The sequence below is a fragment of the Labilithrix sp. genome (assembly GCA_019637155.1).
Classification (GTDB): domain Bacteria; phylum Myxococcota_A; class Polyangia; order Polyangiales; family Polyangiaceae; genus Labilithrix.
Window position 1 is genome coordinate 24,853 of the sequence record JAHBWE010000029.1, and the last position, 12,095, is coordinate 36,947.

At 68.9% G+C, this 12,095-nt stretch carries 11 protein-coding genes; 2 read left to right on the forward strand and 9 right to left on the reverse strand.

The window, feature by feature from the left end; all coding sequences use genetic code 11:
• Position 1: 1 nt before the first annotated feature.
• The 5 genes from KF837_41375 to thyA form a co-directional block, all read right to left on the reverse strand.
• Positions 2-1,276: a hypothetical protein gene (locus KF837_41375; protein ID MBX3233848.1), complete on the reverse strand. Its 1,275-nt coding sequence runs from the start codon at positions 1,274-1,276 to the stop codon at positions 2-4.
• Between the two features lie 927 nt (positions 1,277-2,203).
• Entirely contained in the window at positions 2,204-3,085 is an 882-nt protein-coding gene (locus KF837_41380; protein ID MBX3233849.1) for an ABC transporter substrate-binding protein, read from the reverse strand.
• On the reverse strand, positions 3,082-3,405 hold the full coding sequence (locus KF837_41385) for a hypothetical protein (GenBank protein ID MBX3233850.1): 324 nt from the start codon (positions 3,403-3,405) through the stop codon (positions 3,082-3,084). Before KF837_41385 ends, KF837_41380 begins: the two co-directional genes overlap by 4 nt.
• Positions 3,406-3,432: 27 nt before the next feature.
• Complete coding sequence (locus KF837_41390; GenBank protein MBX3233851.1) at positions 3,433-3,909, reverse strand: dihydrofolate reductase; 477 nt, start codon at positions 3,907-3,909, stop codon at positions 3,433-3,435.
• Positions 3,909-4,751 (reverse strand): thymidylate synthase, encoded by an 843-nt coding sequence (gene thyA, locus KF837_41395; GenBank protein ID MBX3233852.1) that lies wholly within the window; start codon positions 4,749-4,751, stop codon positions 3,909-3,911. The genes KF837_41390 and thyA overlap by 1 nt, the downstream gene beginning before the upstream one ends.
• Before the next feature lie 168 nt (positions 4,752-4,919).
• Here thyA and KF837_41400 point away from each other — a divergent pair, with 168 nt between their 5' ends.
• Positions 4,920-6,143 (forward strand): hypothetical protein, encoded by a 1,224-nt coding sequence (locus KF837_41400; protein ID MBX3233853.1) that lies wholly within the window; start codon positions 4,920-4,922, stop codon positions 6,141-6,143.
• A gap of 13 nt (positions 6,144-6,156) precedes the next feature.
• Here KF837_41400 and KF837_41405 read toward each other — a convergent pair whose 3' ends face one another.
• Positions 6,157-6,936, reverse strand: a complete 780-nt coding sequence (locus tag KF837_41405; GenBank protein ID MBX3233854.1) for a hypothetical protein — start codon at positions 6,934-6,936, stop codon at positions 6,157-6,159.
• A 206-nt stretch (positions 6,937-7,142) separates the two neighbouring features.
• Between KF837_41405 and KF837_41410 the strand changes: the two genes are divergently transcribed.
• Complete coding sequence (locus KF837_41410; GenBank protein MBX3233855.1) at positions 7,143-7,502, forward strand: hypothetical protein; 360 nt, start codon at positions 7,143-7,145, stop codon at positions 7,500-7,502.
• A gap of 9 nt (positions 7,503-7,511) precedes the next feature.
• Here KF837_41410 and KF837_41415 read toward each other — a convergent pair whose 3' ends face one another.
• The 3 genes from KF837_41415 to KF837_41425 form a co-directional block, all read right to left on the reverse strand.
• The gene (locus KF837_41415; protein ID MBX3233856.1) at positions 7,512-9,608 is read right to left on the reverse strand and encodes a S9 family peptidase; all 2,097 of its coding nucleotides are present in this window, start codon (positions 9,606-9,608) and stop codon (positions 7,512-7,514) included.
• Position 9,609: 1 nt separating this feature from the next.
• Complete coding sequence (locus tag KF837_41420) at positions 9,610-10,314, reverse strand: hypothetical protein (protein ID MBX3233857.1); 705 nt, start codon at positions 10,312-10,314, stop codon at positions 9,610-9,612.
• A 424-nt stretch (positions 10,315-10,738) separates the two neighbouring features.
• On the reverse strand, positions 10,739-12,094 hold the full coding sequence (locus tag KF837_41425) for a hypothetical protein (protein MBX3233858.1): 1,356 nt from the start codon (positions 12,092-12,094) through the stop codon (positions 10,739-10,741).
• Position 12,095: the final 1 nt, after the last annotated feature.

Sequence of the window (12,095 nt, forward strand, 5' to 3'; positions counted from 1 at the left end):
TTCAGAGCGCGTCCTCGAAGTGGGTGATGAATGCATCGTACACGGGATGCGAGGTCTCCTCTTCCGGGGCGAGCTTGATGAGGATCTCGTCGTAGTTGTGCGCGGCGCTTCCGCTCAGGTTGTGGGATCCGGTGTAGACGCGGTAGGCGTACTTGGCGCCGTATTTCGCGTAGACGAGGAACACCTTGTCGTGGATCGGCTTGCCGGCGTGGACCTCGATCTTCGCCGCGGCGAGGAGCTGGGCGGCGCGCGGCTCCACCGTCTCGGCGACGACCTGCAGCTTGCAGCCGCCGTTCTTCATCGTGATGAGGTGGCGCACGACGTCGAGGCGGCTGTCGCGGATCGAGGCCTGCATCACGCGCACCTCGCACTTGCCGTCCGGCGTGATGTCGTCGAGGCGGTTCACGACGAGGTCGGTCTGGACCTCGGGTGAGACGTAGACGTCGGCGCTCTCGGTGAGGACGTGGCCGCGCCCCGTCGCCGGCACGTAGTAGTCGCGCGCGGTGCGCCGGAGGTAGAGGTCGTCGAGGTAGCCGCGCATCCGGCCGTAGAACGGCGCATCGCCGTAGATGGTGACGGTGTTGTTCGTGAGCTTCATGCCGCTCGCGTAGGTCTGGTTCGCGGACCCGAACCAGACGACGTCCTTCGAGACCTTGCCGTCGGGCGCGGTCGCGGTCGTGAACGTGAAGAGCTTCGTGTGCGAGATGCCCTTCGCCGCGGTCGACACGCACGACGAGCGATCGGGCGAGGTGCAGTAGACCTTGTGCGTGAGCTTGTCGAGGTAGTCGGTCTTCGCCTTCGCGGTCGACGCGGCGACGCCGCCGTCGGTGGAGATCCACACTTCGACGCCGCGCTTCTCCGCCGCGAGCAGGGCCGCCGCGACCGAGGGCACGGTGATGCTGAAGATGTGGCCGTCGATCCGCGCGCCGGCGGGGACGCTGTCGATGAGGCGCGTCAGCTCGTTCAGGGCGTGCGCGTCCGATCCCGGCGTGCCCGCGCATGGGCGATCGGGGCGCGTGAAGAAGATCCAGGTCGGGTACCCGGCGAGGGTCGCCTTCGCGGTGCATCCGGGGACCTCGAGCGCGGGCGCGACGGTCGGCGCGGGCGCGACGGTCTCCGCGACGAGCGCCTCTTCGGCGGTATCCGCGGCCTGCTCCTCGTCGACGAACGCCGTTTCACCCGCCGGCCGGCTCGACAGCGTGCTCGCCTCGTCACCCGCGTCGACCGCGCACGAAGCGCAAAGGAGGAGGAAGGACCCACGCTTCACGAACGCCATGCCGCCCCCAAGGCAAGAACCGTGACCACACCGACCCCCGCAATTCTGCGCGGCTCGCGCACGATCGCGCGCAGCCGAGTGGCCGCTCGACTGCAGCCGCATGGCCGCTAGTCGAGGGGCAGGGTGCTCCTTCTTACAGGCCGGACGAGACCACCGTCTTGACCGAGGCCGATCCGAATCGCGAGATCGCGTCGCTCACACGCGACCAGGTGAAGCTCGGCCTCAGCGCGCCGATAAGGCCTCGCTGGCGAGAACCCGCGCAAGCGCGCGACGCACGCGATTCCAGCGACTCCACGAGCAGCGCATGCTCGCGCGCAGGTGGAGAGGGCCGGCATTGCGCGCCGGTGACTACACGCTCACGACGCTGGCGCCGCCGTCATCCAGCACTTCCTGACGAATGAGGTGGGTGAAGAGCAATCAAGGACATCCGACGATGCCATCGCGACCGAGCGCGACGGCACCATTCATCCACACCCCCGTGCCCGTGCCGTTACCGCGGCTCGCCTTCGAGGCTAGACGGACAGGCGCTGCCGGACATCACTTCGTTGCCGAGGGCCTCATCGCAGTTTGTGAAGACCCCGCCCGGGTTCGGCAAGCTCCCGCCGACAACAACGAGTCCGTCGCGACGAACGAGACAAGCCTCGTCAAGTGTGGAACCAGAATTTGTTCCCTTCTCATAGCAGCTCACCGTCGACGATGTGAGCGTTCTGCACTTCCGCGACTTGTCGTATCGTTGGGCGACAACGGCATTGCACCCATCGGGACACGGACCGTCGCTGACTGCAGGACATGCATCGGAATCGCACGCCATCAACAAAGTAGCAGCGACGAACGAGCGTATTGCGCACTGAATGCTCATGCGTTGACCCTCCTGCCAAACGACCTACCAGGCAGTCGGTAGGTGCTGGCCACTATCGCTGGGCGAATCTATCGCTGTTCGGCGATGAGGGTGCGCAGGCGCGGGAGGCCTTCCACCGTCCAGGCGCCGTACCAGCACAGGTCCTTGCCGCTCGTGTGGACGACCTTCGCGCCGGTGCCCTGGGCGCGGAACGTGGCGGCGTCTTCGGGGCTGAAGGGGTGCGGCTCGTCGGGGAGCAAGATGAGCTCGGGTCTTCGCGCTACCACCTCCTCCATCGTGACGCGCGGGTAGCGGACGTCGCGGCCCGCGAGCTCGGCCTCGGGGAGCGGCCTCGCGGTGCCGAGGTCGGCCGCGAGCGGGTAGCGGCGCTCGCGATCGGCGAAGACGTTCTGCGCGCCGGCGAGGTCGAGCATGTCGCTGATGAAGGTCGCGCCGTGGATCGTCATCAGCGGCTTCATCCAGATCGGGCAGAAGGTGCGGAGCGGCGTCTGTGCCGCGCGCGCGGTCTCGGCCTCGGCGACGGCGGCGTAGCCGCGCTTCAGCATGTCGCGCACCGCGGGGTCGCGCTCGACGCGGAAGACGCGGGCGAGGCGCGCGAGGTGCGAGAGGCCGTCGGCGGCGCGCTTCGGGAAGCAGACGAGCACCTTGATCCCGGCCTGCGCGATCGCCTCGAGGTCCTTCTTCGTGTTCTCCTCTTGATTGGCGATCACGAAGTCGGGCTCGAGCGCGAGGACGTCGGCGACGCGCGGGTTCTTCGTGCCGCCGACGCTCGGGACGCGCTTCGCCACGTCTTCGGGGAGCTCGCAGTAGTCCGTGCGCCCCACGAGCGCGGCGACGCATCCGAGCGCGGCGACGCTGTACGTGTCGCTCGGGACGAGGGAGACCACGCGCTGCGGCGCGCGGCCGAGCGTGAGCTCGCGCTTCATGTCGTCTTCGAAGCGGAGGATCATTCGTCGTCCGTCGGCGCCGGTGGCGCGGGCGGCCCGCCGTCGGTGTGGATCCCGATCTTCGCCGCGCAGTCGGCCCAGACGACGTCGGTGCAGCGCCGCGCCCCGCCGGCGACGCACGCGATCACGTTCTTGCCCTCGCGCTCGACGAGGCGATCGATGATGAACTCGCAGCCGCGCCAGCACTCGTCGTCGGTGCAGTTACGCTTCGCTTGCTCGGTGCAAGTCTTGTGACAGTTGTCGATCGGCTTGTTCGCGGGCTCGTAGACGCGGCACGCGAGCGGACCGAGGACGAGCACGAGGAGGAGAGCGAAGCGCCGCATGGGCTTTCGGGCGGGAGGTTTACCCTGCTATCGCTCGAGCGTCACGAACTCCACGCCCTCGGACTCGCCTTTGCGGCGCGCGGTCTCGCGCCAGCCGCTGCGATCGAGGTGGAAGAACGCGTCCCCCTCCACCGCGCGATGGACCTCGGTGAGATGGATCTTCGTCGCGAGCGGGAGCGCCGCTTCGTAGATCGCGGCGCCGCCGATGACGTGCGGCTCGTCGTCGGTCGTCCGCGCGCGCTCGATCGCCTCCTCGATCGAGCGCGCGGTCTCGCAGCCGTCGAAGCCGTCGGCGGTGCGGCTCACGACGATGTTGCGGCGGCCGTCGAGCGGGCGCCCGATCGACGCGTGCGTCTTCCGGCCCATGATGACGGCGTGGCCCATCGTCACCGACTTGAAGTGGCGCATGTCCTCGGAGATCTTCCAAGGCAGCGCGCCGTCCTTCCCGATGACGCCGCCGTCACCGATCGCCACGACCAACGTGAGCGGCGCGCGCTCGCTCACTAGACGCTCACCTCGGCCGCGATATGCGGGTGCGGGTCGTAGCCTTCGATCACGATGTCCCCCGCCTCGATCGCGAAGAGGTCCTTCGTGTCGGTCGCGATCTTCAGGGTGGGGAGCGGGCGTGGCGCGCGTTCGAGCTGGAGGCGCGCTTGCGCGAGGTGGTTCTGGTAGAGGTGCGCGTCGCCGAGCGTGTGGACGAAGTCGCCGACGCTCAGGTCCGTGACGTGCGCGATCATGTGCGTGAAGAGCGCGTAGCTCGCGATGTTGAACGGGACGCCGAGGAACACGTCGCCGCTGCGCTGGTAGAGCTGGCAGGAGAGCTCGCCGTCCTGCACGTAGAGCTGGAAGAGCGTGTGGCACGGCGGGAGCGCGACCTGATCGGCCTCCTTCGGGTTCCAGCCGGTGACGATGAGGCGGCGCGAGTGCGGCGTCTCGCGGATGTCGCGGAGGAGCCGCTTGATCTGATCGACGCCGTCCTGCTGGTACGAGCCGTCGGGGAGCTTCGACGCGCCGAAGTTCCGCCACTGATGGCCGTAGATCGGTCCGAGGTCGCCCTCGGCGCGCCCGAAGCGCGCGGTCTGCTCCGCGGTCGCCCACTCGTTCCAGATCCGAACGCCTGCATCCTGCAACGATTTGACGTGCGTCTCGCCGCGGAGGAACCAGAGCAGCTCCTGGAAGATGGAGCGCGTGTGGAGCTTCTTCGTCGTGAGGAGCGGGAACCCCTTCCGGAGATCGAACCGCATCTGGTGCCCGAAGACGGCGCGCGTGCCGGTCCCGGTGCGGTCGGGTCGGTCCTTCCCGTCGTCGAGGATCCGCCGGAGCAGGTCGAGGTACTGCTGCATCGCGATTTGAGTACCACAACGACGGAAAGATCCGTCGCGCGGCCTGGATCAAACGTGATGAGACGCGATCGACACGGGTCAAGTTGAGCAATCGACGATCCGGATCGCGCTTTACCTGGCGCTTCAGACCCCAGTCGTCATACCCAATCGCACCGGAGGTTACGCGAGATGACCCTTCGACCTTCCTTCGCGCTCGTCCTCGTCGCTGCATCGCTGATGGCCTGCACGGCGGAGGGTCTGCCGGAAGAGCCGGTGACGGCGACGGACTCCGCGATCGTCGGCAGCGTGATGACCGACACGGCGGAGGTCGAGGCCGACCGCATCGTGTTCGAGAGGGGCACCGTGCCCGCCGTCCTGAAATCGCGCATCGACGCGTACGCGAAGGGCCGCGCGAATGGCACGAACCGGCAGAACGTCGACGACGTGATCCTGGCGGGCGATCGCCAGAAGGACGCGGTCGGCGAGGACGGGCGGATCCGCGAGGGCATCGGCAATCCGTACGGCTTCGTGCGCCGCGCGGTCGGCTGGGAGGACCGCGGCGACAAGACGATCGTGCTCACGGAGAGGGTCTCGCTCGAGGAGGCGTTCCAGGAGTTTCGCGAGGGCAAGATCATCCAGGTCGGCACGCAGCCGATGGAGCAGGGGCTCGCGCCGCGCTTCAACACCGAGCTCCGGTACCGGATCCCGGTCATCGACATGAGCGGGCGCGAGATCTGGTCGAACGGCAACGCGAGCGTGCGCCTCAAGACGGCGTACGTGAACCTCGACACCACGGTCGACCTCGGCGCCGACATCTCGTGGTTCAGCCTCAGCGACGCGCACGTGATCATCGACGCGAACGTCGACTCCGAGCTCGTGGTCGAGACGCGCCTCGTCGGCGCGCTCGACAAGTCGTTCTCGAAGGAGGTCTACCGCGGCAGCTGGCCGATCGGCAGCGTGGGGCCGATCCCGGTCACGCTCGGCCTCGTCGCGAAGGTCGGCTGCGACGTCCACGCGAAGGCGGCGGTGACGGCGTCGGCCGGCGTCGGCATGAACATCGCGCTGAAGGGCGGCGTGAAGTACGAGAAGGACAGCGGCACGAGCCCGGTCTGGGAGAACCCCCGCTTCACGCCGCGCGCGATCTCCCCGCAACTCACGGTGAAGGGCGACGCGACGACGCGCTGCTACGTGCGCCCGCAGCTCTCGCTCATGCTCTTCGACGCCGCCGGCCCCACCCTGACGCCGGACCTCGCGGCGAGGGTCGACGCGACGTATCCGCCGCTGCGCGCGACGCTGACGGGCGAGATCGGCCTCGACGTCGGCGGCAAGCTCGAGGTCTTCGGCAAGAACCTCGGCGAGGTGAACTACCACCTCTTCACCGTCGACAAGCAGCTCTGGCAATACCGGCCCTGACGGGGCGGCGCGGTCACCGCCTCCGCGGGGTCCGAGCGGCCCTGCGCGCGGGCTTCTTCGAGAGAGCATCGAGCCTCTCCTCGATGTTGCGATGAGTCCCCGTGTGCACGGTGAGCTCGGCATCGATGCTCGCGAGGGTCTTCCGCGTCTCGGCCCGATGCTCGTCGAACTCTTTGCGAAGCCCCGTGACTTCGGTGCGAAGCCCCGCAAACTCGACGCGATGCTCGTCGAACTCTTTGCGGAGCCCCGAGACTTCGGTGCGAAGCCCCGCAAACTCGACGCGATGCTCGTCGAACTCTTTGCGGAGCCCCGTGACTTCGGTGCGGAGCCCCGCAAACTCGACGCGATGCTCGTCGAACTCTTTGCGGAGCCCCGAGACTTCGGTGCGAAGCCCCGAGACTTCGGTGCGAAGCCCTGAGACTTCGGTACGAAGCCCCGCGAACTCGACGCGATGTTCGTCGAACTCCGCGCGAAGTCCTGCGAATTTGGTGTGAAGCCCCGAGACTTCGGTGCGAAGCCCCGAGACTTCGGTGCGGAGTTCCGAGACTTCGGTGCGGAGCCCCGTGACTTCGGTGCGGAGCCCCGAGACCTCGACGTGAAGTCCTGTGACTTCAGTGTGAAGTCCCGAGACTTCGGTGTGGAGTCCTGAGACTTCGGTGTGGAGTCCTGAGACTTCGGTGTGGAGTCCTGAGACTTCGGTGCGGAGCACGTTGGTCAGCGTGCGATGTTCGTCGGCTTTCTGGTCGAGCGCGGAGAGCGCGGACAGCACGTCGTGGAGGGTCGGTTCGGACATCGCTCCCCTATCGTACGCGTGGGCGCGCGGGTTCGCGAAATCGACGTCGACGCGCGGCTGGCGCGCCGTCGCTTCGAGGCGCGAGGATCCTCGCGTGCGGGCGAAATCGTCGGCGCTGCTGTCAGGAGCGATGCGACGGCGACGTCCTTCACGCACGAGCCGGGCACGTAACCCCCCGGCAAATGAAAGGAATCGGTCAGGTCATCATGTTTCGTCGTATCGCCGCCGTCGTCGTTGCTACCGCTGCTCTCGTCGTGCCGAGCCTCGCGCTCGCCGGCAACACGACCGGGCCCGCGACGCGGTTCGGCGTCGTCGACGCGCACAAGAGCGCGAACTACTCCGTCACGCTGCGCGGCGGCGAGAACGCCACCATCCTCGTGAAGGGCGACGGCCACGCCGACCTCGACTGCTACCTCGAAGACGAGAACGGCAACGTCGTCGCGCGCGACATCGACAGCACCGACTCGTGCCTCCTCTCCATGACCCCGAAGTGGACCGGACAGTTCCGGGTCGAGGTCCGCAACATGGGCAAGAGCTCGAACCGCTACCTCATCACCACGAACTGAAGAGCCCGCTCAGGGTCGGGCCATCTCCCGCAACGCGAACGCGAAGCCCTCCATCAGGGTCGCGTTCGCGTCGTCTTTGCCGCCGCCGCGGTGGCCTGCGTCCCAGAGGACCTTGAGCAGCACCTCGCGGCCCGCCGAGGCATGCTGGAGCGCGGCGACGAGCTTGCGCGGATGCATCGGATGAACGCGCTCGTCCTTCGACGGCGACGTGACGAAGAACGCCGGATACGGGACGCCTTCCTTGATCTGGTGATACGGCGAGAAGCCGAGGAGCGCCTCGAAGTCGCCCGCGTCGGCCGGATCGCCGTACTCGCTCACGCCGCCGCGGCCGAAGAGCGGGAAGCGGATCATGTCCTCGAGCGGCGCGAGCGCGAGGACCACGCGCTGGAGGTCCGGCCGCTGCAGCGCCGCCGCCGTCACCATCATGCCGCCGTGCGACCAGCCTTGCGTGACGGTGCGCGCCGGCGTCGCGTAGCGGCGGCGATGCAGCTCCTCGAGGCAGGCGTGGAAGTCCTCGAGCGTGCGCTGGCGGTTGCGCCGCGCGCCGGCCTCGTGCCACGGCTCGCCGTGCTCGAGGCCGCCGCGGATGTGGCACGTCGCGAAAGCGCGCCCCTGCTCCGAGGCCCACGCCATCCACGGCGGATAGAAGATCTGCTCCGCGTTGCCGCGGAAGCCGCCGTAACCGTAGACCGCGAGCGCGGCGGTGCCGTCGACCGGCGTGTCGATGCGGCGCAGCACCGTGATCGGCACCTTCGTCCCGTCCTTCGACGTCGCCACGAGCAGATCGCGATCGTAGGCGCGCTCGTCCCAGTCGACCTTCGAGGGGACGAACGGCGTGAGCGCGCCGGTGCGAGGATCGAGCTCGTAGCGGCGCTGCGGGACGCCGAGGCCCTCGCGCGTCACGATGATGGTGGGGCTCTCGGGGTACGCGAAGTACCAGTCCGTCGCGCCGCGCGGCGTCGACGCGGAGCCGAGCCGCGTGAACGACGAGTCGTAGAAGTCGCGATGAACGAAGCCGCTCGCCTCGTCGCCGGGGCGCGCCGCGCGCGTCGCGGTGAGCGTGCTCCCGTGGACGCGCAGGTCGAGGAGCTCCGGCGACGCGGCGGCGAGCGCTTCGGCCTCGGCGCTGCCCGCGTTGAAGCGCGCGATCGCGTCGGCGCCGCCGTCCGCGCGGACGATCGCGAAGACCGTGTCGTCGACGACGACCGGCGACTCGACGCGCGCGCCGGCGGCGGCGAGCTCGGTGAGGGGCCAGCTCGGCTTCGCGAGGTCGACGAGCGCGTAGGTGGAGCGCGACCAGTTGCCGAACGTCTGCACGAGGAGCCGCGCGCCGTCCTTCGTCACCGCGATCGGGTTCATCGCCGACGACGCGTCTTTGTCGCGCGTCGCCGGGACGACGACGCGATCGCGAGCGCGCGGCGCGCCGACCGCGTGCCACCGGATCTCGCGGTTCGCCCAGCGATCCGCGTGCGCGGCGGCGGGCGGCGTGTAGCCGTAGAAGAAGCCCTTGTCGGCCCAGACGATCTCGGAGCCCTCGAGGCCGTCGACCACCTCGAGCGGCCGGAGCGCCTTCACGTCGACGACCGCCGCCGTCTGCATGTCGGCGCCGTGCGAGCTGACGACGACCGCGACGAAGGCGCCGTCGCGCGACGGCTCGAACGAAGCGATGCTCTCGAAGCGCGTCTCGTCGACCTCGAACAGCACGTCTTCGCGCGCGCCCTTCGTCACGGTGAGGCGCCGCCCGCGCTGCATGAAGACCAGCTCGCCGCGTTTGGTCGCGAGGCGCGGCAGCGGGCTCTGATAGAGCGCCCCCATCGCGGCGATGAGGCCCTTCGTGTCGAGCTTGTCGATCTCGCGGCGCGCGCGCTGGTCCTCTGCCTCGAACCACGCCTTCGTCTCGTCGCTGTCCTCTTCGAGCCAGCGGTACGGATCCGGCACCCGCCGCCCGTGCATCGTGTCCGCGTCGCCGGTGCGCCGCGCCGGCGGATAGTCGAAGCTCGGACGCACGTCGATCGGCGGCGGCGTCGCGGTCGTGACCGGCGGCACCACGACGGCGGGCTCGTGCGCGCACGCGGCGAGCGCGACGCAGCCGAGCCAGCGACGCATCTCAGGCGACGACTTCGATGACGCCGAGGTCGAGCAGCGCGTGGAGACGATCGAGCGCCTCCGGCGGGGGGAGCCCGGAGAGGCGCGCGACGGTCGCGGCATCGGTCATGCCGTCGACGTGGCCGAGCACGAACGACGAACGCGAGTCGATGTGCTTCGACTGCCGCTCCAGCGCCGCGAACTTGAGGCGGACGACGCTCGACGGCGAGAGCGTCTGCCCCTGCGGCTTCATGCGCTCGCGGCAGCGATCAGCGACGAGCTGCGCGAGCGCGTGCGTCGGCTCGCGATCGAGCACGCGCTCCGCGAGGACGAGCGCCTCGGGGAAGTCGCTCGCGAGGTACGAGCTGTACATCTCGCGCCCGATCTCCTCCGTCGCCGCGTCGGGCTGCGCCGTGTCTTCGAGCGCGAACTGGAGCTCCGGCACGCGGCTCGGCGGCGTCGCGTCCGGATCGCACTGCCGCAGGCGGCCCGTGACCGGGACGAGCTCCGTCGGCGGCAGCGGCTCCGTCGGCGGGATCGGCTCCACGATCGCAGAGTTTCCGTCCTCCGGGAGCACCTGGAGCTCCGTCTCGGTCGCACCTTCGGCGTCGAATGCCTCCGCGGCGCGCGCGTAGTCGAGCGGATCGAACGGCGGACGCGACGTCTCGCAGTTCGCCTCGTTCTCGATCTTCTTCGCGAGCTCCTTGGGATCGAATGCCGGCACCATCGTCCTCCGCTCGCGAGGCTTCTCGTTCTTCCTTCGTCGCACTGCCACCCCGACCTCGAGAGCCCTCCTAACACGGAGGGCAGCAGCCATCGAGTCCAACAGGCCTCAATCCGCGCATTAAATAGCGCCAAACGTGCCGCATCCATGGGGGCAGGGTGACCACGCCGATCGAGATACGGGAAGAAAGCTCTTCAACGCAGGGGGTTGCACCCCCTGCACCCCGCTCGCAGCCGTAGGACGCGCGCGAAGACGCGCGCATCCTCCGCTGCTCGCCGATGCACGCCCCACGGGACGGGCGAGCTTGCGCCCGGACGTCGAAGGCGAGCACGCGGCGTTGAAAGCGAGCACGCGGCAGAAAAACGTTCCGACGTTATTCTGCATCGTGCGAGCGGGGTGCAGGGGCGCAGCCCCTGCGTTGAAAAGCTCAGCGCAGCGCCATCAGTGAGATGAGCTGCCAGCTGCCCTTCTGAACCAGGATCTCCTGCGAGCGGTTCCAGCCGCGCACGTCGATCGAGACCTTGTGCCGCCCCGCCGGCAAGCGCACGCGCGCGACCGCGACGCGCGACGGGAGCGTCTCCCAGCTCCGCGTGTCGGGCGTGTCGAGCGCGGTGAGCGTGGCCTGCGCGCCGAGCGACGCGAGGAGGCCGACGACGTTGTCGCGCCCCGCCGCGCTCTGGATCCCCTGCCCGACGAGGACGCGCGCGACCATGCGCGTGATCGCGCTGACGATGATCTTCCCCTCGATCTTCTTCCACTCCGCGCGGACCTCGCGCTCGACGTTCACCGCTTCCTCGAGCTGGATGAGCTTGCTGTCGAGCTTCACGCCCGGCGCCGAGTAGCCGCCCTGCCCCGGGGCGAGGGACGGGAAGTTGATCCAGGTGACGAGCCCCTGCGCCGCGAGCTTGTTCGCGTTCGCGCGATCGTGCGGCGAGATCGAGTCCGCGAAGAGCGTGAGGGCGAGGCCGATCGGGATGCGCTGCGCGATCTTGTGCGGGACGCGCCCGTAGCCGACGACGAAGAGGACCTCGCCCTCGTTCGCGTCGTCGTCCATCTTCGCGCCGGGGTGCTTCTCCATCGCCGCCTTGATCCGCGGCGAGCGGTAGTTCCCCACCGACGCGAGGCGCGCGACCGCCTCGCCGTTCGCGTCGAAGCCGCTGAACTGGAGCGCCTCGTCGTAGTAGCGGAGCGCCTCGTCGGTCGCGCCGTCCTTCTCGAACGCGAAGCCGGCGAGGAGCGAGCCGAGGCCGAGGACCGGGTTGTTCGGCTGCTTGAGCGAGTCCCGGTAGTACTTCTGCATCACCGCGAGGCGGCGCGCCTCGACCTTCGCCCCGTTGAGGTCGTGCTGCTCGAGGTAGTTGATCATGTCGAGCGTGTTGATCATCAGCTTCTCGTACGGGGGCGCCTGGTACTTCCCCGCGTCGCTGCTGAACACGTACTCGCCGATCGAGTCGCCCGCGTTGTGGGCGAGGTCGAGCATGTCGATCGCCTTGTCGGCCGCCTCGAAGTCCCGCTTCGAGAGGTCCCACTTCATCAGGCCCTGCTGGATGCTGCCGCGATCGAGGACGAGGAGCGCGTTGTCGCCCTTGATGTCCTTCGGCAGGTCCTTGTCGCTCTTGACGTCGAGCTCTTCGTTGATGTCCGCGATCGCGCCCTTCGGGTTCCCCGCGTCGAGGGCGGAGCGGAACTTGAACGTGCGCGCCTCGTGCCCGCCGCAGCCGACGAGCCACGGAGCGGCGAGGAGCACGAGCGCGCTCGCGATGCGGAGGACGGCGTGATGCACC